Source organism: Microbacterium sp. bgisy207 (assembly GCF_057706855.1).
In genome coordinates this window covers 16,088-42,764 of the sequence record NZ_JBYIPB010000015.1, presented here as the reverse complement: position 1 = coordinate 42,764, position 26,677 = coordinate 16,088, and the positions used below count along the sequence as shown (strand labels likewise).

The following is a 26,677-nucleotide window of genomic DNA, read 5'->3' as shown; positions in this document are numbered from 1 at the left end:
GCGCCGGCGGTTCTGGTTGACGGCAGCGGCCACGCCGCGTCACCTCAGGGGGGGCCAGGACGTCAGGGAGGCCAGGACATCGCCCGAGGCGGCGGCCACCGCCCTAGAAGGGCAGCAGCGGGTCGACCGCGATGGCGACGAACAGGAGCGTCAGGTAAGTGATGGATGCGTGGAAGACGCGCATCGGCCGCGGCTCGGTGCCCCGCACGGCGCGGGAATAGAGGACATGCGATTCGTAGATGAACCAACCGCCGAACACCAGCGCTGACGCCGTGTAGACCAGACCCATCGACGCCACGGGAATCAACAGGAGCGAGGTCACCACCGTCGCCCATGCGTAGAGGATCACCTGCAGGCCGACCTGGGAACCGGACCGAGTGGCGCCGAGCATCGGGACATCGACTTCGTCGTACTGGTCGCGGTACTTCATCGACAGCGGCCAGTAGTGCGGCGGCGTCCACAGGAACACGAGCAAGAACAGGATGAGCGCCGGCCAGGCGAGGGACCCGGTGACGGCGCTCCAGCCGATCAGCACGGGGAAGCAGCCGGCGATTCCGCCCCAGACGATGTTCTGCTCGGTGCGGCGCTTGAGGATCATCGTGTAGATGACGACGTAGAAGAAGATGGCACCCGCCGACAGCGCTGCTGCGAGCCAGTTGGTGGTCACGCCCAACCACAGGGTCGAGCCGACCGCGAGAGTCCACGCGAAGATCAACGCGCCGCGGGGCGACACCTCCCCCGTCACGAGGGGGCGGTTCTCGGTGCGCTGCATGTGCGCATCGATGTCACGGTCCAGATACATGTTGAACGCTGCCGCCGACCCTGCGCTGGCCGATCCGCCGATCACGGTGGCAACGACCAGCCACAGCGGCGGAAAACCCTGCTGGGCGAGGATCATGACGGGCACCGTCGTGACCAGCAGCAGCTCCAGCACGCGCGGCTTGGTCAGGGCGACATAGGCGCGGATCGTGCGGCCGAACGATGCGGGTGCGATCGGCGCACGCGTCGTCGTGGAAATGTCCATTGCCCTCACTATCGGCCGTCACACCGGGAGTCTCCAGTCTATGGCATCGCCGTGGAGAGCGTCGTCCGAGGCCTGCCCCCGACGCGCCACGCGCGCGTCGAAACACGGCCCCCCCGAACGAAGCGGAATCGCTATGCTGAGACCACACGCGCGCTCTGCGCCGGCTGCTCTTCCCGTGGTGACGCGGTCTGCGGACCGGTGGTCTCAGGGCGCACCCCCTCTCGAACGGAAGGCAATCCGGTGACGGAACTGCGTTGGGAAGAGATCGACAAGCGCGCGGTGGACACCGTGCGCGTTCTTGCGGCGGATGCCGTGGAGAAGGTCGGCAACGGTCACCCCGGGACGGCGATGAGCCTCGCCCCCGCGGCCTATCTGCTGTATCAGCGGGTCATGAAGCACGACCCGGCCGACACGCATTGGCCCGGACGCGACCGCTTCATCCTGTCGTGCGGCCACTCCTCGCTCACGCAGTACATCCAGCTGTACCTGGGCGGATTCGGTCTCGAGCTCGATGACCTCAAGAGCCTGCGCACCTGGGGATCGCTGACCCCCGGTCACCCCGAGTACGGACACACGAAGGGCGTGGAGATCACGACGGGCCCGCTCGGCCAGGGGCTCGCCTCGTCCGTCGGTTTCGCCTACGCCGCTCGCTACGAGCGGGGTCTCTTCGATCCCGAGGCAGCCGAGGGTGAGTCGCCGTTCGATCACTTCATCTACGTCATCGCCTCCGACGGCGACATCGAAGAAGGCGTCACCAGCGAGGCGTCGTCGCTGGCCGGCCACCAGAAGCTCGGCAACCTCGTCGTGATCTACGACTCGAACCAGATCTCGATCGAGGACGACACGAACGTCGCTCTCACCGAGGACGTTGCGCGCCGCTACGAGGCCTACGACTGGCACGTGCAGACCGTCGACTGGAAGAAGACCGGCGAGTACGTCGAGGACGTCCACGCGCTCTACGACGCCATCGAGAAGGCCAAGGGCGTCACCGACAAGCCCTCGCTCATCATCCTCAAGACGATCATCGGCTGGCCCTCCCCCGGCAAGCAGAACAGTGGGAAGATCCACGGCGCCGCCCTCGGTGGCGAGGAACTCGCCGCGACCAAGAAGGTTCTCGGCTGGGATCCCGACAAGACGTTCGAGGTGCCCGACGACGTCATCGCCCACACCCGATCGCTCGTGGAGCGGGGTGAGGCCGAGAAGGCTGCCTGGCAGGAGAAGTTCGACGCGTGGGCCCAGGCCAACCCCGAGCGCAAGGCGCTGTGGGATCGGCTGCAGGCACGCGAGCTGCCGGCGGACATCGCCGACGCGCTTCCGACGTTCGAGGCGGGCAAGGATGTTTCCACCCGCGCAGCATCCGGTCAGGTCATCAACGCGCTGGCCGCCCGGCTCCCCGAGCTGTGGGGCGGGTCGGCTGATCTCGCCGAGTCGAACCTCACCACCATCAAGGGTGCTGCGTCGTTCATTCCCGAGGAGTGGTCCACGCACGAGTGGAGCGGCTCGCCGTATGGTCGCGTGCTGCACTTCGGTATCCGCGAGCACGCGATGGGATCGATCCTCAACGGCATCGTGCTGCACGGACCCACCCGCCCCTTCGGTGGCACCTTCCTGATCTTCAGCGACTACATGCGTCCCCCCGTGCGCCTGGCCGCACTGATGAACATTCCGACGCTGTTCGTGTGGACGCACGATTCGGTCGCGCTCGGTGAGGACGGCCCGACTCACCAGCCGATCGAGCAGCTTGCGGCTCTGCGTGCCATCCCGAACTTCGCCGTGGTCCGGCCCGCTGACGCGAACGAGACCGCGGCGGTCTGGCTCGAGCTCGTGCGTCGACACGAGGGACCGGCGGGGATCGCGCTCACACGTCAGAACGTCCCCACGTTCCCGCGCGGCACCGGCGAAGCGTCGGGCGACGAGTTCGCCTCGGCCGACCTCGCAGCCAAGGGTGCGTACGTGCTGGCTGAGTCGCCGACGGGCACGGTCGACGTGATCCTGATCGCGAGCGGGTCCGAGGTGCAGCTGGCCGTGGCCGCTCGTGAGCAGCTCGCCGAGAAGGGCATCGGTGCTCGCGTGGTCTCGGCGCCCTCTCTCGAGTGGTTCGCCGAGCAGGACGAGGCCTACCGCGAGAGCGTGCTGCCGGCATCCGTGAAGGCTCGCGTGTCTGTCGAGGCAGGGCTCGCGATGCCGTGGCGCGACATCGTCGGCGACGCCGGACGGTCGGTGTCGATCGAGCACTTCGGCGCCTCCGCCGACTACAAGACTCTGTTCCAGAAGTTCGGAATCACGACCGACGCGGTCGTGAACGCCGCCCACGAGACGATCGCCGCCGCGGGCGCCTGAGCCGCGGGGCACACGAAGGAGAAGCCATGACCACCCCTACTGAGAAGCTCGTCGCCGAGGGCGTCAGCATCTGGCTCGACGATCTGTCGCGGGAGCGCATCAGCTCCGGCAACCTCGCCGCGCTCATCGTCGACCGCAACGTCACGGGCGTGACCACGAACCCGACGATCTTCGCCGGGGCCCTTGCGAAGGGCACCGCCTACGACCAGACCATCCGTGACCTGAAGTCGCAGGGAGCCGACACCGAGACGTCGATCTTCGCGATCACGACGACCGACGTGCGCGACGCCGCCGACATCTTCCGTCCCGTCTACGACGCCACCGGCGGTGTGGACGGCCGCGTGTCGATCGAGGTCTCCCCCGAGCTCGCCCACGACACCGAGGCGACGATCGCGCAGGCCAAGGAGCTGTGGAAGACCGTCGACCGGCCGAACACGCTCATCAAGATCCCCGCGACCAAGGCCGGTCTGCCGGCGATCACCGAAGTGATCGGGTCGGGGATCTCGGTCAACGTCACGCTCATCTTCAGCCTCGAGCGCTACGCCGCGGTCATCGACGCGTACCTCACGGGCATCGAGCAGGCCAAGGCCGCCGGTCACGACATCAGCACCATCCACTCGGTCGCGTCGTTCTTCGTTTCGCGCGTCGACACCGAAGTGGACAAGCGGCTGTCGGCGATCGGCTCGGATGCCGCGACGGCGCTGAAGTCCCGCGCGGGCATCGCCAATGCGCGTCTGGCCTTCGAGCTGTTCGAGAAGGAGTTCGCGACCGACCGCGCGAAGGCGCTCGTCGCTGCCGGCGCCACCGTGCAGCGCCCCCTGTGGGCCTCCACCGGTGTCAAGGACCCGTCGCTTCCCGACACGCTCTACGTCACCGAGCTCGTCGCACGCGGCACGGTCAACACGATGCCCGAGAAGACCCTCGAGGCGACGTTCGACCACGCCGATGTCACCGGTGACACCGTCACCGGCAACTACGCCGACGCGCACGCCGTGTTCGACGGTCTCGCATCGGTGGGCATCGACTTCGCCGACGTGACGCAGGTTCTCGAGGACGAGGGTGTGGAGAAGTTCATCACCTCGTGGCACGAGTTGCAGGCGACCGTCACCACGGCCCTCGACAACGCGAACGTCTGAGCCGGAGATGGCGTTCGACATCCACCTGACAGGACACGTCAAGTCGGTCGTCGAGGCGACCCTGCCGAGCCTGACCGGCGACCTCGTGGCGTCGGGCGTGACCGCGGGTGACAGTTCGCTGTGGGGACCGGATGCCGAGCCCGAAGCCTCGCGACGTCTCGGGTGGCTGGACGCAGTAACGGTCTCGCGACCGCTCATTCCGCAGATCCTCGCGCTGCGCGACGAGCTCCTCGCGCAGGGTCTGACGCGCGTCGTGCTCGCGGGGATGGGGGGTTCCTCGCTCGCCCCCGAGGTCATCGCGCAGACGGCGGGTGTTCCGCTGGTCATCCTCGATTCGACGGCGCCGGGACAGGTGCTCGCCGCGCTCGACGGCGATCCCGAGGCCGGTGGGCTTGAGCGCACCGTCCTCGTCGTGTCGTCGAAGTCGGGATCGACGGTGGAGACCGACTCTGTCAAGCGCGCCTTCGAGGCTGCGTTCCGGGATCTCGGCATCGACCCGGCCGAGCGCATCATCGTCGTCACCGATCCCGGTTCGCCGCTGGACGAGTCGGCGAGAGCGGACGGATACCGTGTGTTCAACGCAGACCCCAACGTCGGCGGGCGCTACTCCGCGCTCACCGCGTTCGGCCTGGTTCCGGCCGGGCTGGCAGGCGCGGACATCGAGGAGCTCCTCGCGGAGGCCGACGCCACGCTGCTCGAGGTCGCGATCGACAGCCCGGAAAACCCGGCGCTCGTGCTGGCGGCAGCCATCGCGGGGGGAGATCCGCGTCGCGACAAGCTCGGCCTCATCAGCGACGGCACGCACATCGTCGGCCTTCCCGACTGGATCGAGCAACTGATCGCCGAGTCGACCGGCAAGGACGGGACCGGCATCCTTCCCGTCGTGATGCTGCCGGTCTCGCCCGAGCTCGAAAGCGCGCCCGCCGACCTCCAGGTCCTGCGCCTGGTCGACGAGGCGAACGAGTTCCACCTGTTCGAGCACCATCAGGGTGAGATTCTGGTGAGCGGGTCGCTCGGCGCGCAGTTCGTCGTATGGGAATACGCGACGGCGATCGCGGGGCGGATGCTCGGCATCAACCCGTTCGATCAGCCCGATGTCGAATCCGCGAAGGCGGCAACGCGCGGCCTGCTCGAGCGGCAGCCGGAGCCGACGCCGCCGGCCTTCGTGGTCGACGGCGTCGAGGTACGGGTCACGGATGCCGCTCTCGCGGCCTCCGGCACCATCGCGGGCGTGATGGACGCACTGTGGGCGCTCCTCCCCGACGACGGATATGTCTCGGTGCAGGCGTACGTCGACCGCCTCTCGATTCCGCAGCTCCAGGGGCTGCGCGAGTTGGTCGCCGCCGACTCCGGACGTCCGACGACGTTCGGGTGGGGGCCGCGCTTCCTCCACTCGACCGGCCAGTACCACAAGGGTGGACCCGCCAACGGCGTCTTCCTGCAGATCGTGGAACGCACCGACGTGGACGTCGAGATCCCCGGCCGACCGTTCACCTTCGGTCAGCTGATCGCCGCGCAGGCCGCCGGCGACGCCGAGGTTCTCGCCGCGAAGGGACGTCCCGTGGTCACGCTGACCCTGACCGACCCTCAGGTCGAGGTCCTTTCCCTGTTCGAAGCGGCCCAGTAAGGCATCCCACCCGATGACAGTAGAGATCACTCGCGGGCACAATCCGCTGCGCGACCCCGAAGATGCACGCCTGAATCGGATCGCCGGCCCCAGCGCCCTCGTGATCTTCGGCGTGACCGGCGACCTCTCCCGCAAGAAGCTCATGCCGGCGGTCTACGACCTGGCCAACCGCGGCCTGCTGCCCCCGGGCTTCGGCTTGGTCGGGTTCGCGCGGCGTGACTGGGAGGACCAGGACTTCGCGCAGGTCGTGCACGACGCGGTCCGCCAGCACGCCCGCACCGCCTTCCGCGAGGAGACATGGCAGCAGCTGCTGCAGGGCATCCGTTTCGTGTCCGGTGAGTTCGGTGACGACGAGGCGTTCGCACGCCTGCGCGCGACCGTCGAGCGCCTGGACCAGGAGCGCGGCACGATGGGCAATCACGCCTTCTACCTGTCGATTCCGCCCAAGGACTTCCCTGTCGTTGCCCGGCAGTTGCGCACCTCGGGGCTCGTCGACGACACCGCCGATCAGCCGGAGCGGTGGCGGCGCGTCGTCATCGAGAAGCCGTTCGGACACGACCTCGCGTCAGCGCGGGAACTCAACGACGCACTGCGCTCGACCTTCCCCGCCGACTCGATCTTCCGGATCGATCACTATCTCGGCAAAGAGACCGTCCAGAACATCCTCGCGCTCCGGTTCGCGAACGAACTGTTCGAGCCGATTTGGAACCGCAACTACGTCGACCACGTGCAGATCACGATGGCCGAAGACATCGGTGTGGGCGGCCGCGCCGGATACTACGACGGGATCGGTGCGGCCAGGGACGTCATCCAGAACCACCTGCTGCAGCTTCTCGCGCTGACAGCGATGGAGGAACCGATCAGCTTCGATGCGAGCCACCTGCGGGCCGAGAAGGAGAAGGTGCTCGCGGCCGTCACACTCCCCGAGGACCTCTCGCTCGCCACCGCACGCGGGCAGTATGCGGGTGGATGGCAAGGCGGCGAGCATGTGACCGGCTTCCTCGACGAGGACGGGATGAAGCCCGACTCGACCACCGAGACGTATGCCGCATTGAAGCTCGAGATCAACACCCGCCGCTGGGCCGGCGTCCCGTTCTACCTGCGCACGGGCAAACGACTCGGACGCCGCGTCACCGAGATCGCCGTGGTCTTCAAACGTGCGCCCGAACACCTGTTCACGCGCTCGCAGACCTCGGGCCTGGGCGAGAACGCCCTCGTCATCCGCGTCCAGCCCGACGAGGGTGTCACCATCCGCTTCGGTTCCAAGGTGCCGGGCGCGAGCACCCACGTGCGTGACGTCACGATGGACTTCGGGTACGGTCACGCGTTCACCGAGGCGAGCCCGGAAGCCTACGAGCGGCTCATCCTCGACGTGTTGCTGGGCGACCCGCCGCTGTTCCCCCGCCACGAAGAGGTCGAATTGTCGTGGAAGATCCTCGACCCGGTCGAGGAGTTCTGGGCGCAGCAGGGCGGACCCCTGGACCAGTACGAACCGGGGTCGTGGGGACCGAAGTCGGCCGATCAACTCCTTGCCCGCGACGGACGCACCTGGAGGCGGCCATGATCGTCGATCTTCCCGACACGACAGTCAGCAAGATTTCGCGTGCGCTCATCGATGTGCGCGAAGAGGGCGGCGCCGTTGCGCTCGGGCGGGTGCTCACGCTCATCATCGTGACCGCCAACGGCGGCACCGAGGACGGCATCGACGCGGCCAATGACGCCTCCCGAGAGCATCCGATGCGCGTCATCAGCCTCCGGCTCGATCCGAGCGGCGAACCCCGACTGGATGCCGAGATCCGTGTCGGCGGCGATGCCGGTGCCAGTGAAGTCGTCGTGCTGCGCGCCTACGGGGATGCGACCTCCAACGTCGAGAGTCTGGTGACGGGCCTGCTCCTGCCGGATGCCCCTGTCGTGGTGTGGTGGCCGGACAACCCTCCCGCGACACCGTCGCACTCCCCGCTCGGTCGGATCGCGCAGCGCCGCATCACAGACGCCTCGACCGTCCCGTTCGAAGCCACCCGCGTCGCCCACCTCGGCGACTGCTACTCCCCCGGTGACACCGACCTCGCCTGGACGCGGCTTACGCACTGGCGAGAGCAGCTCGCGGCAGTGCTCGACCAGCCGCCCTACGAGCCCGTCACGGCAGTCGAGGTCCGCGGCGCCGCCAGTTCACCGTCCACCGCACTGCTGGCGGCCTGGCTCCGTCTGACGCTCGGCGTTCCGGTTGACTGGCGCTACCTCTCGCCGCAGGAGTGGAGCGACGGCATCAAGTCCGTTCGGCTCACACGAGCCAGCGGAGACATCGTGCTGGAACGGTCATCCGCGGCCATCGCCCGGTTGTCGCAACCTGGACAGCCGCAGCACGATCTGGTCCTGCCGCGCCGCACACTGCGAGAGTGCCTCGCCGAGGAGCTTCGCCGGCTCGACGCAGACCTCTTGTATGGGCGAGTCATCACGGAAGGCTGGGCGTTGTTGGACCCGGCAACGTCCCAGGAGACCGATGGCTGAGATCACGAACGAAAAGCGGGTGCTCATCAGCCCCGACCGGACCGCACTGGCAGACTATGTGGCGGACCGATTCCTGCGACGCATTGAGAAGCAGGTGGATGAGCCCGCGGTTCACGTCTCGCTCACCGGCGGCACGATGGGTGTCGCGGTCCTCGCGGCCGCTGCCACGAACCCCCGCCTCGCGGGCCTGCGCTGGGACAACGTGCACTTCTGGTGGAGCGACGAGCGCTTCGTCCCCCGGCACGATGACGAACGCAACGAGAAGCAGGCTCGAGAAGCACTGCTCGATCAGCTCCACATCCCGGCTGGGAACATCCACAGCGTTGCGGCGAGCGACGAAGGCATCGGCCTCGATGAGGCAGCACGTGTGTACGCCGACGAACTTGCGCGTTTCGCCCAGCCCGGTGGGCCGGCGTGGCCGTCATTCGACATGTGCTTTCTGGGGGTCGGACCGGACGCTCACATCGCCTCCCTGTTTCCCGACCACCCCGAGATCCGCGACACGGAACACGCCGTGCTCCCGGTACGGAACTCGCCGAAACCGCCGCCGGAGCGCGTGACCTTCACGCGTCCCGTGATCAACGGGTCCCAGCGCGTGTGGCTCGTGATGTCGGGGCCCGACAAGGCAGCGGCGCTCGGGCTGGCACTTGCCGGAGCGAACTACACCAGTGTTCCCGCCGGCGGGGCAAAGGGCCGGCGGCGCACGGTGTTCTTCGTGGACCGCGAGGCCGCCGAGCAGGTTCCGCCGGAACTCATCGACCAGGAGTACTGACCGCCCGTCGCGGCAGCGTCAGCCCAGGACTAGAGGCCGCGGCGCTCGCGAAGCGACTTCAGCGCATCCTCCAGGAGCGCATCGGCTTCCTCTTCCGTGCGACGCTCCTTCACGTACGCGAGGTGCGTCTTATAGGGCTCGGTCTTGGCCATCTGCGGAGGATTGTCCTTGTCGCGGCCGGCGGGAAGACCGGAATGCGGGGAATCGATCGTCTCCGGGATCTCCTCGTCGGGGATCCCCGCGGCGAAGTAGCGAACCGTCTCGTTGCCCAATGCGTCCCAGTACGAGACCGCGATGCGGTCGGCGTGGTAGCCGTGGTCCTGTTCACCCATCGGGCCGGCACCCACGCGGGTGCCTCGGATTGCGTTTCCGCCGGTTGCCATCAGATCACCTGGAACTTCGTAATGAGGCCGAGGCCCACGATGGTGACGAACCACACCAGGGCCAGGACGATCGTGAATCGGTTGAGGTTGCGCTCTGCGAGCCCCGAGGAGCCCAGTGCGGAGGTCATCCCGCCACCGAACATGTCGGACAGGCCGCCGCCGCGCCCCTTATGAAGCAGGATGAGCAGGGTGAGCAGAAGGCTCGTGAGCCCCAGGATGACCTGCAGGACCAGTTCGAGAATCGCCAAGACGTGAGACCTTTCGTCGCGACGATGTCTCGCCGCACAATCGTCCAGTATACGGAAACGGTGGCGCTCGTTTCGGCTCGGCGCCGCGCGCGCCTCGCTCAACGACCGAGAACGACACCACGTCTCGGTCGTTGAGCGAGCGCAGCGAGACGACCGCCGGTCGTTGAGCGAGCGCAGCGAGACGAAACGCCGTCAGACGCCGACGTGCTTCTGGTATCGGATGATCGCCGCGAACTCATCCACGATGAGACTCGCACCGCCGACCAGTGCGCCGTCAACGTCCGGCTCGCGCATGAAGCTCGCGATGTTCGCCGCCTTGACCGACCCGCCGTAGAGCACGCGGGTCCGTGCGGCGGCATCCTCACCGAGTGCGTCCCCGACGACGGCGCGGAGCTTGGCGCAGACCTCCTGCGCCTGCTCCGGTGTCGCAGCCTGGCCGGATCCGATCGCCCAGACAGGCTCGTAGGCGACCACGATGTCGGCATCCGCCGGCACGTCCGCAAGCGCGGTCTGCAGCTGTCCCACGGGCACGGCGCTGGCGCCGTACTTCTCGAGATCCTCCGCGGTCTCCCCGACGCAGATCACCGGCACGAGCCCGTGTCGCAACGCAGCCTGCACCTTGCTGGCCACGACCTCGTCGCTCTCCTGGTGGTACTCGCGCCGCTCCGAGTGCCCGATGATGACGTATCGCGCGTCGAGCTTGGCGAGGAAGGCGCCCGAGATGTCGCCCGTGTACGCACCCGAGTCCTTCGGCGACAGGTCCTGCGCGCCGAGGGCGAACGGGATCTTGTCGGCATCCAGGAGCGTCTGGACGGTACGCAGATCGGTGAAGGGCGGGAACACCGCGACCTCCACCGAGCCGTCCTCGTGCTTGGCGTCCTTGAGCGTCCAGTGCAGCTTCTGGACGAACGCGACAGCCTGCAGGTGGTCGAGGTTCATCTTCCAGTTGCCGGCGATGAGCGGTGTTCTCACTGTTCCCATCCGAGGACCTCCAGTCCGGGGAGCTTCTTGCCCTCGAGGAACTCGAGGCTCGCACCGCCGCCGGTCGAGATGTGACCGAAGGCGTCGTCGGCGAACCCGAGCTGGCGCACGGCGGCGGCGGAGTCCCCGCCGCCGACGACGCTCAGTCCGTCCACCTCGGTCAGCGCCTGAGCGACAGCCTTGGTCCCCGCGGCGAACGCGGGCATCTCGAACACGCCCATCGGCCCGTTCCAGAAGACCGTCTTGCTTCCGCGGATCGCCTCGGCGAAGATGCGGGCGGTGTCAGGGCCGATGTCCAGGCCCATGCCGGTCGCGCCGAACGGCGTCTCCTCGAGAGCGTCAGCCGGAGCCACGACGTGTTCGGCGTCGGCACTGAACGAGGCAGCCATGACGGCATCCACCGGCAGCACGAGCTCGACTCCACGCTCGTGGGCTGTCGTCATGTAGCGGGTGACGGTGTCGATCTGGTCCTCTTCGAGGAGGCTCTTGCCGACCTGGTAGCCCTTGGCCTTCAGGAAGGTGAAGAGCATGCCGCCGCCGACGAGGATGCGGTCCACGCGCGGCAGGAGGTGCTCGATGACGCCGAGCTTGTCGCTGACCTTGGAGCCGCCGAGCACGACCGTGTAGGGCCGCTCGGGCTTCTCGGTCAGGCGGTCGAGGACGTCGACCTCCTTCTCGATCAGGAAGCCCGCCGCGGACGGCAGGATCTCGGCGAGGTCGTACACGCTCGCCTGCTTGCGGTGCACGACACCGAAGCCATCCGAGACCAGAGCGTCGCCGAGAGCTGCGAGTTCGCGGGCGAACGCGCCGCGGACCTCGGCATCCTTCGCCGTCTCGCCCGGGTTGAAGCGGAGGTTCTCGATCACCGCGACGTCGCCGTCCTCGAGGGCGGCCACGGCGTCGTGCGCCGAATCGCCGACGGTGTCGCGGGCGAACGCGACCGGCTTGCCGAGCAGCTCCGACAGGCGCTGAGCCACGGGCTCGAGGCTGTACTTCGGGTCGGGTGCCCCATCGGGGCGTCCCAGGTGCGAGCACACCACGAGGCGCGCTCCCTGGTTGATGAGGGCGTTGAGCGTGGGAACGGAGGCCCGCACGCGGCCATCGTCCGTGATGACCCCGTCCCGCAAGGGGACGTTGAGGTCACAACGGGCGATGACGCGCTTGCCGGCCAGCGACCCCAGCGAATCGAGGGTGCGCAGAGCCATGTCTGTCTACCGGATGCCGGCGCTCAGAGCTTGCTGGCGACGAGCTCGGTGAGGTCGACGAGGCGGTTGGAGTAGCCCCACTCGTTGTCGTACCAGGCCGAGACCTTCACGAGGTTGCCGCTGACATTGGTCTGACCGGCGTCGAAGATCGACGAGTGCGGGTCGTGGACGATGTCGGTCGACACGATCGCGTCGGTGTTGTACTTCAGGTATCCCGCGAGGGCGCCGTCGGCCGCAGCCTTCTCGTACGCCGCGTTGATGGTCTCCTTGGTCAGACCCTCGGTCGGCGTGATGATCGTGAGGTCGACGATCGAGCCGGTGGGGACCGGCACGCGGTACGACGAGCCGCTGAGCTTGCCGTTGAGCTCGGGCAGCACGAGGCCGATGGCCTTGGCGGCACCGGTGGCGGCCGGAACGATGTTCAGCGCGGCGGCGCGAGCACGGTGCAGGTCGCCGTGGGGGCCGTCCTGCAGGTTCTGGTCTGCCGTGTAGGCGTGAGCGGTCATCATGAAGCCGCGCTCGATGCCGAAGTTGTCGTTGAAGACCTTCGCGAGAGGCGCGAGGCAGTTCGTGGTGCACGACGCGTTCGAGATGACGTGCATCGTGGCCGGGTCGTAGTCCCCGTCGTTGACACCCATGACGAACGTGCCGTCGACGTCGGTGCCGGGAGCCGAGATGAGAACCTTCTTCGCGCCGCCGGCGATGTGCTTGCTGGCGTCGGCGGCCTTGGTGAACCGACCGGTCGACTCGATGACGATGTCGACGCCCAGCTCGCCCCAGGGGAGGTTCGCGGGGTCGCGCTCCTCGAAGACCTTGATGCTCTTGCCGCCGACGGTGATCGAGTCCTCGGTGTACGACACCTCTTCGGACAGGCGCCCGCCCACCGAGTCGTACTTCAGGAGGTGAGCGAGGGTCTTGTTGTCGGTGAGGTCGTTCACCGCCACGATGTCGAGGTCCGCGCCCTGCTCAAGCGCTGCGCGGAGGTAGTTACGTCCGATACGGCCGAAGCCGTTGATACCGATCTTGACAGACACGGTGTCTCCCTGATTCTCATCGCGCCAAAGCGCCGGGGGTCAGCTCCGGATCGACGACCCGGAGAGGGGTGTCATTTGTGGTGTGTTCCAGCAGACATATGAGGGTGCCGGAGCCCCCGAGTCGGCGAGGGCTCCGCGGCATCCTCACCTGATCATGACCCTAGCAGCAGACCCGCCGTCTTCTCACGGGCCGTGACAAAGCGGTCCTGGACGTTCTGCCAGTTGACGATGTTCCAGAAGGCCTTGACGTAGTCGGCGCGGACGTTCTGATAGTCCAGGTAGTAGGCGTGCTCCCAGACGTCGAGCATGAGCAGCGGGACACTCGCGGCAGCGAGCTGACCCTGCTGGTCGAAGATCTGCTGGATGATCAGGCGCTGCCCGATCGAGTCCCAGAACAGCGCCGCCCAGCCCGAGCCCTGCACGCCGAGCGCCGCTGCGGTGAAGTGCTTCTGGAAGCCGTCGAAGGACCCGAAGTACTCGTCGATCGCTGCGGCGAGCTCACCGGTGGGCTTGTCGCCGCCGTCGGGCGACATGTTGGTCCAGAAGATCGAGTGGTTGGTGTGGCCGCCGAGGTTGAACGAGAGGTCCTTCTCGAGCTTGTTCACGTTCGCGAGGTTGCCGGTCTCCCGCGCCTCGGCGAGCTGCTCGAGAGCCGTGTTGGCGCCCGTCACGTACGCCTGGTGGTGCTTGTCGTGGTGAAGCTGCATGATCGTGGCGCTGATGTGCGGCTCGAGCGCAGCGTAGTCGTAGGGGAGGTCGGGAAGGGTGTAGGTGGCCATTCGCTCTTTTCTTCCTGTCGTCGCGGCGCCAGGGAAGCCCCGGCGTCGCTGGGGGTGACTGCTTGTCATCCTAGTGAGCCTGGGGCTGTCTCCGGCGGGTCTTGCGCGAGAGCGAACTACCGGTTAACGGTCGGCGCGATGGCAGCCGGGAGGCGGCGCGTCAGTCCAGCGCACTCGCGGGCACCGCGGATTCGGTGCCGGGAATTCCTTCCGCAGCGGCTTTCTTGTCGGCCATCGCGAGCAGACGACGGATGCGGCCCGCAACGGCATCCTTCGTGAGGGGCGGGTCGGCGTGATGCCCGAGTTCGTCCAGGCTCGCGTCCCGGTGGGCAAGGCGCAGGTCGCCGGCCTCGCGGAGGTGGTCGGGGATGTCATCGCCGAGGATCTCGAGGGCCCGTTCGACGCGTGCGCACGCCGCGACGGCGGCCTGCGCTGAGCGACGCAGGTTGGCGTCGTCGAAGTTCACGAGGCGATTGACCCCCGCGCGTACTTCACGACGTTGACGCATCTCATCCCAGTGCGCGGCGACCTGCCGCGCACCCATCACCGAGAGCGCTGCTCGGATCGCGTCCCCCTCGCGGACGACCACGCGGGGCGCTCCGCGCACTTCTCGGGCTTTCGCCCCGACGCCGAGGCGGTGGGCAGCACCCACGAGAGCCATCGCTGCTTCGGAAGACGGGCACAGGACGTCAAGAGAGGCCGATCTGCCGGGGTCGCTGAGAGCTCCGGCACCGAGGAACGCGCCGCGCCACACCGCCGCCAGATCACCGCGGGAGCCGGTCGTGAGCTTGTTGGGCAGTCCGCGCACGGGCCGGCGCCGCTGGTCGAGCAGACCGGTCTGACGAGCCAGCGTCTCGCCTCCGTCGATGACGCGCACCGCGAACAGAGCGCCGGCGCGGGAGCCGGAGCCCTGTGTCTGGACGATCTCGGGACGCACCCCGTAGATCTCCACGAGCTCGCGCCCCACCCGACGCGCGAGGGCTTCGGAGTCCACCTCCGCCTCGACGGCGACACGGTTCGCGATGGAGTGCAGTCCGCCCGCGAACCGGAGCAGTGATGTCAACTCGGCGACCCGGGCGCTGGGAAGCGGATCCCGAACCGCGATGAGCTCTGCTTTGACATCGGCCGTCAGCGACACGGGGCTCCTTTCAGGGGTGCCGGCAGGGCCGGCGGATGACGATCTAGCCTACTCGGGCGCATCGCGGGAATTCTCCCGCGCGGACCGATCCCGGGCGCTATTCGCGGCCGAGGTCGCGGTGCTTGACGCGCACGGCGACGCCCGTCTCACCCTCGAGCCGCCGAGCGAGTTCCTGGGCGACGACGACGGATCGGTGTTTGCCGCCCGTGCAGCCGACCGCGACGACCGAGTGGCGCTTGTTCTCGCGCTGGTAGCCCTGCAGCACCGGGCGCAGCGCCGTGGCGTACGCTTCCACGAACTCCCCGGCTCCGGGCTGCGCGAGCACGTACTGGCGCACCTGCGGATCCTGACCGGTGAAGGCCCGCAGCGCGGGATCCCAGTAGGGGTTGGGCAGAAAACGCATGTCGGCGACCATGTCGGCATCCGTCGGCAGACCGTACTTGAAGCCGAAGCTCATGATCGTGAGCATGTGGCGGGCGGCGCCTTCGTCGGAGAACAGCTCGAAGATGCGCGTCGCGAGCTGATGAACGTTCAGGGAGGTCGTATCCACGACGATGTCCGCGCGCTCACGGATCTCGGACAGACGCTCGCGTTCGATGCGGATGCCGTCGATGATCGTGCCCTCGCCCTGCAGCGGATGCGGCCGGCGAACGGCTTCGAAGCGCCGCACGAGGACGTCGTCCGACGCATCGAGGAACACGATGCGCACATGCCTCCGGGAGCGCAGCTCCCCCACCTCGGCGGGAAGCGCTGCGAACAGGTCCCGGCCACGCACATCGACCACCGCGGCGACCTTCGGCAGAGCGGACGCCGCGATCTCCGAGAGCTCCAGGAGGGGCTTGAGCATCTGCGGGGGCAGGTTGTCGACGACGTACCAGCCGAGGTCCTCGAGGGCGTTCGCCGCTGTCGAGCGCCCGGCGCCGGACATCCCCGTGAGGATGAGCACGTCGCTGGTCGCGGCTGTCGTCTCGTCCATCGGGACCCCTCGTCCTCGGGTGGCGCGGTCTGCGGGCACGTCGGGCGCTGTGCTCGTCGGGCACGGGGCCGCCCGCGCGCACTGACAGCCTATCGACTCGCCAGGCGCGCGTGGATCGTCGCGGCGAGCTTGGGACCGATGCCGGGCAACTCCTGGATCTGCTCGGCTGTCGCGTTCTTGAGGGCGGTGACAGAACCGAAGTGGCGCAGGAGTGCACGGATGCGGGCCTCTCCCAGCCCCGGGATCTCCGCGAGAACGGTCTGGATGTCGCGCTTGCGCTTTCCCCGCTGCTTGGTGATCGCGAAGCGGTGCGCTTCGTCACGAAGCCGCTGCAGCAGATACAGCGCTTCGCTCGTGCGCGGCAAGATCACGGGGTAGTCCTCGCCGGGCAGCCACACCTCCTCGAGGCGTTTCGCGATGCCGCACAGCGCGATCTGCGGATGCCCCGCATCGGCCAGAGCGCGCGCCGCGGCGGCCACCTGCGGCTTGCCGCCATCGACCACGAGCAGCTGAGGGCGATACGCGAAGCGCGGCCGGGAGCGCGCCGTCACGACGGTGCCGTCGGCGGTCGGGTCGGTGCTGACCGGGTCGAGTGCCCCCTCCGGTACGTGCGCGGTGGTTGTGGCTTGGGCGTCTGCGGCTTCCGCGGTGCGTGGGGCGTCGGCGACGGCATCCGTCTCCGCGGCATTCCGGTCATCGTCGATGTACGCGAGCCGGCGGGTGAGCACCTGGTAGAGCGAGTCGGTGTCGTCGGTCGTCTCCGGGATGCCGAACGTGCGGTACTGGTCTTTGCGCGGCAGTCCGTCTTCGAACACCACCATCGAGGCAACCACGTTCGTTCCGCTGAGGTGTGACACGTCGTAGCACTCGATCCGCAGGGGTGCCTCGTCGAGGCCAAGCGCTTCCTGCAGATCGGTCAGGGCCTGTGTGCGCGCGACGTAGTCGCTCGTGCGCCGCGTCTTGTGCAGCAGCAGCGCCTGCTGCGCGTTGAGGGCCGCGTTCTTCATGAGATCGGCCTTCGCCCCGCGCTGTGCGACCTGGATCGTCACGTTGGTGCCGCGCTTGTCCCGTAGCCACGCTTCCAACTCGGCGGCGTCTTCGGGCATCGCCGGCACGAGGACCTGCTTGGGAATCTCGGTCGCGGCGGCATCCCCGTACGTGCGCTGCAGGATCTGGTCGACGAGGTCTCCCCCGGTGATGTCGAGTTCCTTCTCGATCGTGGTGGCCCGCACGCCTCGCACACGTCCGCCGCGGATGACGAAATGCTGCACCGCGGCGGCCAGTTCGTCTTCCGCGATGCCGAACAGGTCGGCATCCGTATCGGCGGGAAGCACGAGCGCGCTCTTGTTGAGCACCGCCTCGATCGCCTGCAGCCGGTCGCGGTACACCGCGGCGGATTCGTAGTCCATCGCCGCGGATGCCTCGCGCATCCGGGCCGTCAACTGCTTCGTGAAGCGCTGGTCGCCGCCGGACATAAAGGCGACGAAGTCCTCCACGATCGCTCGGTGCTCGTCGATCGTGACCTTCATCGAACACGGTCCGCCGCATCGGCCGATCTGACCGGGGAAGCAGGGCCTGCCGGTGGCCATCGCCCGCTTGTACGACGAGTCGCTGCACGTGCGAATCGGGAAGACCTTGATCATGAGGTCGATGACCTCGTGCACCGCCCAGACCTTGGGGTAGGGCCCGAAGTACTTGGCGCCGCGGATTCGGTGGTTGCGGGTCACCATGACCCGAGGAGCCTCGTCGGCGAGCGTGATCGCCATGTACGGATAGGACTTGTCGTCCTTGTAGCGCACGTTGAACGGCGGCGAGTACTCCTGGATCCACATGTACTCGAGCTGCAGGGCCTCGACGTCGCTGCCGACGACCGTCCACTCGACCCCGGTGGCGGTGGTCACCATCCGTCTGGTGCGCTCGTGCAGGGTGTGCAACGGCGCGAAGTAGTTCGACAGGCGGGCCCGCAGGTTCTTCGCCTTGCCGACGTACAGGATGCGACCGGCGTCGTCGCGGAACCGGTAGACGCCCGGGTTGGTCGGGATCTCCCCCGGCTGGGGCCGGTACGCGAGCTGGGGGTGGGTGGCGCGAGCCACGCTCAGCCCGCCTTGCGGGCCGCCGGCGCGTCGTGGGCGTCGAAGAGTTCGGCCAGGAAGTGTCCGGTGTAGCTCTCCCGCACCTGCGCCACCTGCTCGGGCGTGCCGGTGGCGACGATCTCGCCACCTCCGGAGCCCCCCTCCGGCCCGAGGTCGATGATCCAGTCGGCGGACTTGATGACGTCGAGGTTGTGCTCGATGACGATCACGGTGTTGCCCTTGTCGACGAGGCCGTTCAACACCTCCAGCAGCCGTCGGACGTCCTCGAAGTGCAGGCCCGTCGTCGGCTCGTCGAGCACGTAGATGCTGCGCCCGTTGCTGCGCCGCTGCAGCTCGGTCGCGAGCTTGACGCGCTGCGCCTCGCCGCCCGAGAGGGTCGTCGCGGACTGCCCGAGCCGTACGTAGCCGAGTCCGACGTCCACGAGGGTCTGCAGATAGCGGTGGATCGCCTGGATCGGCTCGAAGAACACCGCCGCCTCAGCGATCGGCATCTCGAGCACCTCGGCGATGTTCTTGCCCTTGTAGTGCACGCTCAAGGTGTCACGGTTATACCGCTTGCCATGGCACACCTCGCAGTCGACGTACACGTCGGGCAGGAAGTTCATCTCGATCTTGATCGTGCCGTCGCCCGAGCATGCCTCGCAGCGCCCGCCCTTGACGTTGAAACTGAACCGCCCGGGTTGGTAGCCACGGGCTTTGGCCTCGGGTGTCTCACTGAAGAGGGTACGGATGCGGTCGAACACGCCCGTGTAGGTCGCGGGGTTCGAGCGGGGCGTGCGGCCGATCGGCGCCTGGTCGACGTGCACGACCTTGTCGAGGTTGTCGAGGCCCGTGACCCGCGTGTGCTTGCCGGGAACGGTGCGCGCCCCGTTGAGGCGGGCCGCAAGCACCTGGTAGAGGATGTCGTTGACCAGTGAGGACTTGCCCGAGCCGCTCACGCCCGTGACAGCGGTCAGCACCCCGAGGGGGAACTGTGCCGAGACCTGCTTGAGGTTGTTCTCGCGCGCGCCGACGACCTCCAGCATCCGTTTCTTGTCGATGGCGCGACGGGCGGCGGGGATCGGGATACTGCGGCGCCCGGCCAGGTAGTCCCCCGTGATGGATGCCGGGTCGGCGAGGAGGTCGGCGAGCGGCCCCGAGTGCACGACGTGTCCACCGTCGACGCCGGCGCGCGGGCCGATGTCGACGATCCAGTCGGCGGCGTGGATCGTCTCTTCGTCATGCTCGACGACGATCAGGGTGTTGCCGAGGCCCTTGAGCTTGAGGAGCGTCTCGATGAGGCGACGGTTGTCGCGCTGGTGCAGCCCAATCGAGGGCTCGTCGAGCACGTAGAGCACGCCCGTGAGCCCCGAGCCGATCTGGGTCGCCAGACGGATGCGCTGGGCCTCGCCGCCGGAGAGCGAACCCGCCGACCGACTCAGGTTGAGGTAGTTCAGGCCGACCTGGATGAGGAACTCGAGGCGCGCGCGGATCTCGCGCAGCACGGCAGCCGCGATCATCGCCTCGCGATCGGTCAGCTCGAGCTTCGCGAAGTACTCCTGGGCTTCGGCGAGGCTCAGGCGCGAGGCGTCCGCGATCGACCGCCCGTGGACGAGCACCGCGAGCACCTCGGGCTTGAGGCGGTCGCCGTTGCACGCGGGACACGGAACCTCGCGCAGGTACTCGGCCCAGCGCTGACGCTGCGTGTCGGACTCGGCCTGTACGTACTGGCGCTCGATGTAGGGCACGACACCCTCGAAACCGGACGTGTAGCGCATCTCGCGCCCGTACCGGTTCTTCCACTTGACGTTGACCTTGAAGTTCTCGCCGTGCAGGACGGCGTTCTGCACTTCGGCCGGCAGTTCGCGCCAGGGGGTGTCCAGCGAGAAGCCGAGGTCATCCGCCAGGCCCTCGAGCAGCCGCTCGAAGTACTGGAACAGGCCCTTGCCCTGCGTGGTCCACGGGATCAGCACGCCCTCGCGGATCGACAGGTCGGGGTCGCCGAGCATGAGCTCGACATCCACCGACATCCGGGTGCCCAGGCCCGAACAGGTGGGACAGGCGCCGAAGGGCGCGTTGAACGAGAACGTGCGCGGCTCGATCTCGGTCAGCTGCAGCGGATGCCCGTTGGGGCACGAGAGCTTCTCGCTGAACGATTGCCAGGCATCCTCGCCCTCTTCGTCGACGAAGTTGACCTGCATGATGCCACCGGCAAGCCCGAGTGCGGTCTCGACGGAGTCGGTGATGCGGCCGAGGATGTCGGGGCTTGCGACGAGGCGGTCGACGACGACCGCGATGTCGTGCTTGTAGCTTTTCTTCAGCGTCGGGGGTTCGGCGAGCTGGATGAGCTCGCCGTCGACGACGGCGCGGGCGTACCCCTTGGCCGACAGCTCCTTGAAGAGGTCGACGAACTCGCCCTTCTTCTGGGTGACGACCGGGGCGACGATCTGGTACCGGGTGCGCTCGGGCAGCTCCATGAGCTGGTCGGCGATCTGCTGCACCGTCTGACGCTGGATCTGCGCGCCGCACTCGGGACAATGGGGAACGCCGATGCGCGCCCACAGCAGACGCATGTAGTCGTGGATCTCGGTGATCGTCCCCACCGTCGATCGCGGATTGCGGTTCGTCGACTTCTGGTCGATCGAGACGGCAGGGCTCAGCCCCTCGATGAAATCGACATCCGGCCGGTCGACCTGCCCCAGGAACTGGCGCGCATACGAGCTCAGCGACTCGATGTAGCGGCGCTGGCCTTCGGCGAAGATGGTGTCGAACGCGAGGCTCGACTTGCCCGACCCCGACAGGCCGGTGAAGACCACGAGCGAGTCGCGCGGGATGTCGAGATCGACATCCTTGAGGTTGTGGACGCGGGCGCCGCGGACACTCAGAGTTCCGCTGCTATGGGCAGGCGTAGACACAGGGACGATGGGCACCCGACAAGTGTAGGTGCGCCCTCCGACATCGGATCCGGGCTTCGCTCTGAGCATCCGTCGGTGCATCCGCGGCGCTCCTCCCCCGGTCATTGAGCTCCTCCCCCGGTCGTAGAGCTCCTCCCCCGGTCGTTGAGCGAGCGAAGCGAGTCGAAACGACCGCCCCCGCGCCGAGCACACCGCTCCTCCCCCGGTCGTTGAGCGAGCGAAGCGAGTCGAAACGACCGCCCCGCGCCGAGGAAGCGAACCGCGCACGCCTAGTGTGCCGACATGCCATACGTCTACATCCTGGAGTGCGCCGACCACACCTTGTACGTCGGAAGTACCCGCGACATCACCGTGCGGTTCGCGCAGCACGCGTCGGGGCATGGCGCGGAGTACACGAAGCGTCGCCTGCCTGTCCGCCTCGTCTGGTCGGAGGAGTTCGAGCGGGTCGAGGAAGCATTCGCCTGGGAGAAGCGCATCCGGGGATGGTCACATGACAAGCGAGGGGCACTGATCTCGGGAGGACTCGAGGCAGTACGTGGATGGAGCCGACGGCACCGTTCACAGCGCTCAGGGTGAGCGCTTCGACTCGCTGCGCTCGCTCAACGACCGAATGAACGGATGCGTTTCGACTCGCTGCGCCCGCTCAACGAACGAAAGCGGGACGCGGTTCCGAGCTCAGGGGCAGTGCATCAGGGGTTTGTCGCCCGAACGGTCGAACTCGTGGCGGTTCATGGGCTGGCGGCACAGCGGACAGGCCCGCTCCGCGCGCTCCTCGGCGGTGGGACCGGGCTCGAGGGGGCTGACGGCGGGCGGGCCGGCGACGCGGATGAGGTTGGTGTTGAACCACGTGTACCACCCACCGGCTTCGCGTACCCGCTCACGCAGCGGCCGCTTCTCTTCGCCATTCTTTCGCGTCACGATAATTAGTGTACTAACCAATCGATAGGATGTCTCCATGACGGATGACGAGGATCTGCTGAAGCTCGAGAACCAGGTGTGCTTCGCGCTCGTGACCGCCGCGCGCAACGTCGTGTCGATCTACCGGCCGATTCTCGAGCCGCTCGGCCTGACGCATCCGCAGTACCTGGTGATGCTCGCACTGTGGGAGCAGTCCCCGCGCTCGCTCGGGGAGCTCGCGGATGAACTCGCGATGGAGCCCGCCACCCTCTCCCCGCTCGTCAAGCGCCTGGAGGCGCAGGGACGCGTCACGCGTGCGCGGCGGACGGATGACGAGCGCGTGCTCGACATCAGCCTGACTCCGACCGGGCGCGCGCTGCGGGAACAGGCGCTCGATGTCCCGCGCCAGATCATGGCCGTCACCGGTCTCGGAGCGGAACAGCTGGCCGAACTCCGCGACGGTCTGCAGCCCTTCACGGGCCGCGCCGCGCGCCTCGCCTGAGTCGAACCCCCGCATACTCCCCCGTGATCCGTGCCCGCGTGTGGACACAACGGCGCACGGATGCTGCGGCACTCCGCAAAAGCCTCCAGGGCTGCCGCGGGTCGGCGACTTCCTGCGCCGTTGCGCCCAGCGCACGAGCAGCGGACCCGACGGGTTCCCATCCTCGGCGGCGCGACGTCAGCCGATCGTGACGCGGCCTGCGTCATCGAGCGGCCAGCTCGGATTGTGGGCTACCTCCCACGGGTGGCCGTCGGGATCGATGAACACGCCCGAGAAACCACCCCAGGGGGTCGGCGCCGCCGGGCGGCCGATGCGCCCGCCGGCCGCCTCGGCTGCGGCGAGCACCGGGGCGACATCATCGGCCGACCGCACGTTGTAGGCGAGCGTGACACCGCCCCATCCGCCGGGGTCATCGACAGCGGAGTCCGCGGCCAACTCAGCGCGGCTCCACAGCGCGAAGGCGAGACCGTCCAGCTGGAAGAACGCGACGACCCCGGGTACGGATGCCGGATGCGACGTCCAGCCCATCGCGCGATAGAAGGCGATCGCACGCTCGAGGTCCGACACCCCGAGCGTGATCAGACTGAGTCTCTGCTGCATGTGCAGCACTCTCTCATGTCGTCTCGACTCGCTTCGCTCGCTCAACGAACGGACGGATGCGTCTCGACTCGCTTCGCTCGCTCAACGAACGGACGGATGCGTCCGCTCATGATCGGTCAGGCGTGGCCGGCGCGCTCCATCGCGCGAAGCTCCTTCTTGAGGTCTTGCACCTCGTCACGAAGCCGCGCGGCGAGCTCGAACTTCAACTCGGATGCCGCGGCGAGCATCTGGTCCGAGAGATCGGCGATCGTCGCCTCGAGCTGGTTCGCCCCCTCGGCAGCGATGCCCTCTCGCCGCAGGTTCGGCGTCGGGCTCTTGCCCTTGCCGCTCTTTGCAGCCGCGCCATCCCGACGGCTGAGCATCGCCTTCGTGTCGGCGCCCTCGCGGATCAGGGCATCCGTGATGTCGGCGATCTTCTTACGCAGCGGCTGCGGATCGATGCCGTGCTCGAGGTTGTACGCGATCTGCTTCTCGCGGCGCCGGTCGGTCTCGTCGATCGCCGCACGCATGGAGTCAGTAATGGTGTCGGCGTACATGTGCACCTCGCCCGACACGTTTCGCGCGGCGCGCCCGATCGTCTGAATCAGCGACGTCCCCGAGCGCAGGAAGCCCTCCTTGTCGGCATCCAGGATCGAGACAAGCGAGACTTCGGGCAGGTCAAGACCCTCCCGCAGCAGGTTGATACCGACCAGGACGTCGTACACGCCCGAGCGCAGTTCGCTGAGCAGCTCCACACGACGCAGGGTGTCGACATCCGAGTGCAGATACCGCACCCGCACGCCGTGCTCGCCGAGGAAGTCGGTCAGCTCCTCCGCCATCTTCTTGGTGAGCGTCGTGACGAGCACCCGCTCGTCACGTTCCACACGGATGCGGATCTCCTCGAGCAGATCGTCGATCTGCCCCTTCGACGGCTTGACGATGATCTGCGGGTCGACCAGACCGGTCGGGCGGATGATCTGCTCCACGACCCCGTCGGCGATACCCATCTCGTACCGGCCCGGTGTGGCGGACAGGTACACCGTCTGACCGACCCGATTCTTGAACTCGTCGAACCGAAGCGGACGGTTGTCGAGGGCCGACGGCAGTCGGAAGCCGTGATCGACGAGGGTGCGCTTGCGCGAGGCGTCCCCCTCGTACATGGCACCGATCTGCGGCACCGTCACGTGCGACTCGTCGATCACGAGCAGGAAGTCATCGGGGAAGAAGTCCAGCAGCGTGTGCGGCGGTTCCCCCGGCTCACGGCCGTCGAGGTGCCGCGAATAGTTCTCGATTCCCGAGCAGAAGCCCAGCTGCTGCAGCATCTCGAGGTCGAACGTCGTCCGCATCCGCAGCCGCTGAGCCTCGAGGAGCTTCTGCTGGGATTCGAGTTCCTTCAGCCGCAGCGCGAGCTCGTCCTCGATCGTGCCGATCGCGCGCTGCACGGTCTCCGTTCCGGCGACGTAGTGGGATGCCGGGAAGATCGGCACGGAATCCATCTTCTGGATCACATCGCCTGTCAACGGATGCAGCAGATACAGCGCCTCGATCTCGTCCCCGAACAGCTCGATACGGATGGCGTACTCCTCGTACACCGGGATGATCTCGATCGTGTCGCCGCGCACACGGAAGTTGCCGCGCGAGAAGTCGACATCGTTGCGGTTGTACTGCATCGCGATGAACTTGCGGATGAGGGCGTCGCGGTCGTACCGCTCCCCCACCTGCAGCGCGACCATCGCCCGCAGGTACTCTTCCGGCGCGCCGAGGCCGTAGATGCACGAAACCGTCGAGACCACGACGACGTCGCGACGCGACAGCAACGAGTTGGTCGTGGAGTGCCGCAGCCGTTCGACCTCGGCGTTGATCGACGAGTCCTTCTCGATGAAGGTGTCGGTCTGCGGGACGTACGCCTCGGGTTGGTAGTAGTCGTAGTAGGACACGAAATACTCGACGGCGTTGTGGGGCATGAGCTCGCGGAATTCGTTGGCGAGCTGCGCGGCGAGCGTCTTGTTGTGCGCCATCACGAGCGTCGGGCGCTGCACCTGTTCGATGAGCCACGCGGTGGTCGCCGACTTGCCGGTGCCGGTCGCGCCGAGCAGCACGACATCCGTCTCGCCGGCGTTGATGCGCGCCGCGAGCTCGGCGATCGCCTGCGGCTGGTCACCGGACGGCGCGTACTCGCTGACGACTTCGAACGGTCGGACGGATCGCGTGGTCTGCACCTTTCCAGGGTAGGCGGCCCCTCCGACATCGGGGCTGGCGTGGCGTTTCGTCTCGCTTCGCTCGCTCAACGAGCCGGACCGCTTCGCTCGCTCAACGAGCGGGACCGCTTCGGGCGTTTCGGTGGGCGCAGATGATGCCTACCCTGGAGGGGTGCTCGAGTTCTTCGTGGGATCCGGCCTCGCCGCAGCGGCGGGGCTGAACGCATGGATGCCGCTGCTGGTGCTCGGGCTTGCCAATCGCTTCTTCGACGCGATCGAGCTCCCGGCCGGGTGGGCATGGCTGTCCAGCGACATCGCCCTGTGGATCATCGGCGCTCTGCTCGTGCTCGAGATCATCGCCGACAAGGTGCCGGTGCTCGACTCCGTCAACGATGCCGTACAGACGGTCATCCGTCCCGCGTCCGGGGGAATCGCATTCGGCGCGGGAGCGAGCGCCGAGACCCTGCGTGTGGATGACCCGGGCGCGTTCTTCGCGGACCAGAACTGGGTGGCGATCGGCATCGGCGTCGCGATCGCGCTGGTCATCCACGTCGTGAAGGCCTCATTCCGCCCGCTGGCGAACGCCTCGACGGCCGGCGTCGCCGCCCCGATCGTCAGCACCGTCGAGGATGTCACGAGCCTCGCGCTGTCGGTGTTCGCGATCGTGATCCCGATCGTCGGATTCGTGCTGCTGGTCGGCGGGATCGTCGCGGCTGCCGTGATGATCCCGCGGTGGAAGCGTCAGCGCGACGTGCGGGCGGCGATCCGCAACGGCAACGCCTCCCAGAGCACGTCGACCTGATCGCGGGTCTGCGCGAGGGTCCCCGCGGTGTCGATCACGACGTCGGCGATCCCCAGGCGCGCCTCGTCGGGGACCTGCGACGCGATGCGGGATGCCGCCTCCTGGGCGCTCATCCCCCGCAACTCCCGAAGGCGTCGCTCGCGCACCTCGGCGGGCGCGTGGGCGACGACGATCAGCTCCCACGGGTCGTCGACGCGTGCCTCCACCAGCAACGGCACGTCGTAGACGACGACCGCGTCCGCATCGGCCGAGAAAGCCTGTCCGAAGCGGCGAGCGGACTCCTCGCGCACTGCCGGGTGCACGATCGCGTTGAGCGCGGCGAGCCGGTTGGGGTGACCGAACACGAGCGAGCCGAGCGCGGCACGGTTCAGTGAGCCATCGGCCGACAGGATGCCGTCGCCGAACTCCGCGACGATTCTCTGCAGCACCGGCGACCCGGGGCCCTGGACGTCCCGCACCACCTGGTCGGCGTCGACGATCACCGCGCCCAGCTCGGCCAGACGCTCCGCCACCGTGGACTTTCCCGCGGCGATGCCGCCGGTCAACGCGATGAGGGGCACG

24 protein-coding genes are annotated in these 26,677 nt (G+C 67.7%); 9 read left to right on the top strand and 15 right to left on the bottom strand.

Annotated elements, in window-relative coordinates; translation table 11 throughout:
- Window positions 1-103: 103 nt before the first annotated feature.
- On the bottom strand, window positions 104-1,024 hold the full coding sequence (locus AC3ENO_RS13240) for a heme o synthase (protein WP_434971069.1): 921 nt from the start codon (window positions 1,022-1,024) through the stop codon (window positions 104-106).
- 240 nt (window positions 1,025-1,264) lie between these two features.
- Between AC3ENO_RS13240 and tkt the strand changes: the two genes are divergently transcribed.
- Genes tkt through pgl form a run of 6 tightly spaced genes read left to right on the top strand, consistent with a single transcriptional unit; the run spans window position 1,265 to window position 9,407 of the window.
- On the top strand, window positions 1,265-3,364 hold the full coding sequence (gene tkt, locus AC3ENO_RS13235) for a transketolase (RefSeq protein ID WP_434971068.1): 2,100 nt from the start codon (window positions 1,265-1,267) through the stop codon (window positions 3,362-3,364).
- A gap of 26 nt (window positions 3,365-3,390) precedes the next feature.
- Window positions 3,391-4,500, top strand: coding sequence for a transaldolase (tal, locus tag AC3ENO_RS13230; RefSeq protein WP_434971067.1), 1,110 nt, complete (start codon window positions 3,391-3,393; stop codon window positions 4,498-4,500).
- Window positions 4,501-4,507: 7 nt separating this feature from the next.
- Window positions 4,508-6,127, top strand: coding sequence for a glucose-6-phosphate isomerase (locus tag AC3ENO_RS13225; protein ID WP_434971066.1), 1,620 nt, complete (start codon window positions 4,508-4,510; stop codon window positions 6,125-6,127).
- A 13-nt stretch (window positions 6,128-6,140) separates the two neighbouring features.
- Complete coding sequence (zwf, locus tag AC3ENO_RS13220) at window positions 6,141-7,691, top strand: glucose-6-phosphate dehydrogenase (RefSeq protein WP_434971065.1); 1,551 nt, start codon at window positions 6,141-6,143, stop codon at window positions 7,689-7,691.
- A complete protein-coding gene (locus AC3ENO_RS13215; protein WP_434971064.1) occupies window positions 7,688-8,635 on the top strand; it encodes a glucose-6-phosphate dehydrogenase assembly protein OpcA in 948 nt (315 codons plus the stop codon). Before zwf ends, AC3ENO_RS13215 begins: the two co-directional genes overlap by 4 nt.
- Entirely contained in the window at window positions 8,628-9,407 is a 780-nt protein-coding gene (gene pgl, locus AC3ENO_RS13210) for a 6-phosphogluconolactonase (RefSeq protein ID WP_434971063.1), read from the top strand. The genes AC3ENO_RS13215 and pgl overlap by 8 nt, the downstream gene beginning before the upstream one ends.
- A gap of 29 nt (window positions 9,408-9,436) precedes the next feature.
- On the opposite strand, the gene AC3ENO_RS13205 is transcribed toward pgl, so the two are convergent.
- The 10 genes from AC3ENO_RS13205 to uvrA form a co-directional block, all read right to left on the bottom strand.
- Complete coding sequence (locus tag AC3ENO_RS13205) at window positions 9,437-9,790, bottom strand: RNA polymerase-binding protein RbpA (RefSeq protein WP_434971062.1); 354 nt, start codon at window positions 9,788-9,790, stop codon at window positions 9,437-9,439.
- Window positions 9,790-10,038 (bottom strand): preprotein translocase subunit SecG, encoded by a 249-nt coding sequence (gene secG / locus AC3ENO_RS13200; protein ID WP_434971061.1) that lies wholly within the window; start codon window positions 10,036-10,038, stop codon window positions 9,790-9,792. The genes AC3ENO_RS13205 and secG overlap by 1 nt, the downstream gene beginning before the upstream one ends.
- Before the next feature lie 192 nt (window positions 10,039-10,230).
- Complete coding sequence (tpiA, locus tag AC3ENO_RS13195) at window positions 10,231-11,019, bottom strand: triose-phosphate isomerase (RefSeq protein ID WP_434971060.1); 789 nt, start codon at window positions 11,017-11,019, stop codon at window positions 10,231-10,233.
- Entirely contained in the window at window positions 11,007-12,224 is a 1,218-nt protein-coding gene (locus AC3ENO_RS13190; RefSeq protein ID WP_434971059.1) for a phosphoglycerate kinase, read from the bottom strand. Before AC3ENO_RS13190 ends, tpiA begins: the two co-directional genes overlap by 13 nt.
- A gap of 23 nt (window positions 12,225-12,247) precedes the next feature.
- Window positions 12,248-13,258: a type I glyceraldehyde-3-phosphate dehydrogenase gene (gene gap, locus AC3ENO_RS13185; RefSeq protein ID WP_434971058.1), complete on the bottom strand. Its 1,011-nt coding sequence runs from the start codon at window positions 13,256-13,258 to the stop codon at window positions 12,248-12,250.
- Window positions 13,259-13,410: 152 nt separating this feature from the next.
- Window positions 13,411-14,037, bottom strand: a complete 627-nt coding sequence (locus AC3ENO_RS13180) for a superoxide dismutase (RefSeq protein ID WP_434971057.1) — start codon at window positions 14,035-14,037, stop codon at window positions 13,411-13,413.
- 160 nt (window positions 14,038-14,197) lie between these two features.
- Complete coding sequence (gene whiA, locus AC3ENO_RS13175; RefSeq protein ID WP_434971056.1) at window positions 14,198-15,175, bottom strand: DNA-binding protein WhiA; 978 nt, start codon at window positions 15,173-15,175, stop codon at window positions 14,198-14,200.
- Between the two features lie 97 nt (window positions 15,176-15,272).
- The gene (gene rapZ, locus AC3ENO_RS13170) at window positions 15,273-16,151 is read right to left on the bottom strand and encodes an RNase adapter RapZ (protein WP_434971055.1); all 879 of its coding nucleotides are present in this window, start codon (window positions 16,149-16,151) and stop codon (window positions 15,273-15,275) included.
- Between the two features lie 89 nt (window positions 16,152-16,240).
- The gene (uvrC, locus tag AC3ENO_RS13165; protein ID WP_434971054.1) at window positions 16,241-18,244 is read right to left on the bottom strand and encodes an excinuclease ABC subunit UvrC; all 2,004 of its coding nucleotides are present in this window, start codon (window positions 18,242-18,244) and stop codon (window positions 16,241-16,243) included.
- 2 nt (window positions 18,245-18,246) lie between these two features.
- Window positions 18,247-21,153, bottom strand: a complete 2,907-nt coding sequence (gene uvrA / locus AC3ENO_RS13160; protein ID WP_434971053.1) for an excinuclease ABC subunit UvrA — start codon at window positions 21,151-21,153, stop codon at window positions 18,247-18,249.
- 267 nt (window positions 21,154-21,420) lie between these two features.
- On the opposite strand from uvrA, the gene AC3ENO_RS13155 reads away from it, so the two are divergent.
- A complete protein-coding gene (locus tag AC3ENO_RS13155) occupies window positions 21,421-21,714 on the top strand; it encodes a GIY-YIG nuclease family protein (RefSeq protein WP_434971052.1) in 294 nt (97 codons plus the stop codon).
- Between the two features lie 99 nt (window positions 21,715-21,813).
- Here the strand turns inward: AC3ENO_RS13155 and AC3ENO_RS13150 are convergent, their stop codons facing one another.
- The gene (locus tag AC3ENO_RS13150) at window positions 21,814-22,059 is read right to left on the bottom strand and encodes a hypothetical protein (RefSeq protein ID WP_434971102.1); all 246 of its coding nucleotides are present in this window, start codon (window positions 22,057-22,059) and stop codon (window positions 21,814-21,816) included.
- A gap of 34 nt (window positions 22,060-22,093) precedes the next feature.
- Here AC3ENO_RS13150 and AC3ENO_RS13145 point away from each other — a divergent pair, with 34 nt between their 5' ends.
- Window positions 22,094-22,537, top strand: coding sequence for a MarR family winged helix-turn-helix transcriptional regulator (locus AC3ENO_RS13145; RefSeq protein WP_434971051.1), 444 nt, complete (start codon window positions 22,094-22,096; stop codon window positions 22,535-22,537).
- Between the two features lie 177 nt (window positions 22,538-22,714).
- On the opposite strand, the gene AC3ENO_RS13140 is transcribed toward AC3ENO_RS13145, so the two are convergent.
- Together AC3ENO_RS13140 and uvrB are read right to left on the bottom strand one after the other, a co-directional pair.
- Window positions 22,715-23,137: a VOC family protein gene (locus tag AC3ENO_RS13140; RefSeq protein WP_434971050.1), complete on the bottom strand. Its 423-nt coding sequence runs from the start codon at window positions 23,135-23,137 to the stop codon at window positions 22,715-22,717.
- Window positions 23,138-23,253: 116 nt separating this feature from the next.
- On the bottom strand, window positions 23,254-25,335 hold the full coding sequence (uvrB, locus tag AC3ENO_RS13135; protein ID WP_434971049.1) for an excinuclease ABC subunit UvrB: 2,082 nt from the start codon (window positions 25,333-25,335) through the stop codon (window positions 23,254-23,256).
- 151 nt (window positions 25,336-25,486) lie between these two features.
- Here uvrB and AC3ENO_RS13130 point away from each other — a divergent pair, with 151 nt between their 5' ends.
- On the top strand, window positions 25,487-26,116 hold the full coding sequence (locus tag AC3ENO_RS13130) for a DUF4126 domain-containing protein (protein ID WP_434971048.1): 630 nt from the start codon (window positions 25,487-25,489) through the stop codon (window positions 26,114-26,116).
- On the opposite strand, the gene coaE is transcribed toward AC3ENO_RS13130, so the two are convergent.
- Complete coding sequence (gene coaE, locus AC3ENO_RS13125; RefSeq protein WP_434971047.1) at window positions 26,056-26,676, bottom strand: dephospho-CoA kinase; 621 nt, start codon at window positions 26,674-26,676, stop codon at window positions 26,056-26,058. The two genes, AC3ENO_RS13130 and coaE, sit on opposite strands and share 61 nt — an antisense overlap.
- Window position 26,677: the final 1 nt, after the last annotated feature.

Coding starts and splice junctions, on each gene's coding strand:
- AC3ENO_RS13240 (WP_434971069.1), bottom strand. CDS start 1,024: ATGGACATTTCCACGACGACGCGTGCGCCGATCGCACCCGCATCGTTC.
- tal (WP_434971067.1), top strand. CDS start 3,391: ATGACCACCCCTACTGAGAAGCTCGTCGCCGAGGGCGTCAGCATCTGG.
- AC3ENO_RS13225 (WP_434971066.1), top strand. CDS start 4,508: ATGGCGTTCGACATCCACCTGACAGGACACGTCAAGTCGGTCGTCGAG.
- zwf (WP_434971065.1), top strand. CDS start 6,141: ATGACAGTAGAGATCACTCGCGGGCACAATCCGCTGCGCGACCCCGAA.
- AC3ENO_RS13215 (WP_434971064.1), top strand. CDS start 7,688: ATGATCGTCGATCTTCCCGACACGACAGTCAGCAAGATTTCGCGTGCG.
- pgl (WP_434971063.1), top strand. CDS start 8,628: ATGGCTGAGATCACGAACGAAAAGCGGGTGCTCATCAGCCCCGACCGG.
- AC3ENO_RS13205 (WP_434971062.1), bottom strand. CDS start 9,790: ATGGCAACCGGCGGAAACGCAATCCGAGGCACCCGCGTGGGTGCCGGC.
- tpiA (WP_434971060.1), bottom strand. CDS start 11,019: ATGGGAACAGTGAGAACACCGCTCATCGCCGGCAACTGGAAGATGAAC.
- AC3ENO_RS13190 (WP_434971059.1), bottom strand. CDS start 12,224: ATGGCTCTGCGCACCCTCGATTCGCTGGGGTCGCTGGCCGGCAAGCGC.
- AC3ENO_RS13180 (WP_434971057.1), bottom strand. CDS start 14,037: ATGGCCACCTACACCCTTCCCGACCTCCCCTACGACTACGCTGCGCTC.
- rapZ (WP_434971055.1), bottom strand. CDS start 16,151: ATGGACGAGACGACAGCCGCGACCAGCGACGTGCTCATCCTCACGGGG.
- AC3ENO_RS13155 (WP_434971052.1), top strand. CDS start 21,421: ATGCCATACGTCTACATCCTGGAGTGCGCCGACCACACCTTGTACGTC.
- AC3ENO_RS13145 (WP_434971051.1), top strand. CDS start 22,094: ATGACGGATGACGAGGATCTGCTGAAGCTCGAGAACCAGGTGTGCTTC.
- AC3ENO_RS13140 (WP_434971050.1), bottom strand. CDS start 23,137: ATGCAGCAGAGACTCAGTCTGATCACGCTCGGGGTGTCGGACCTCGAG.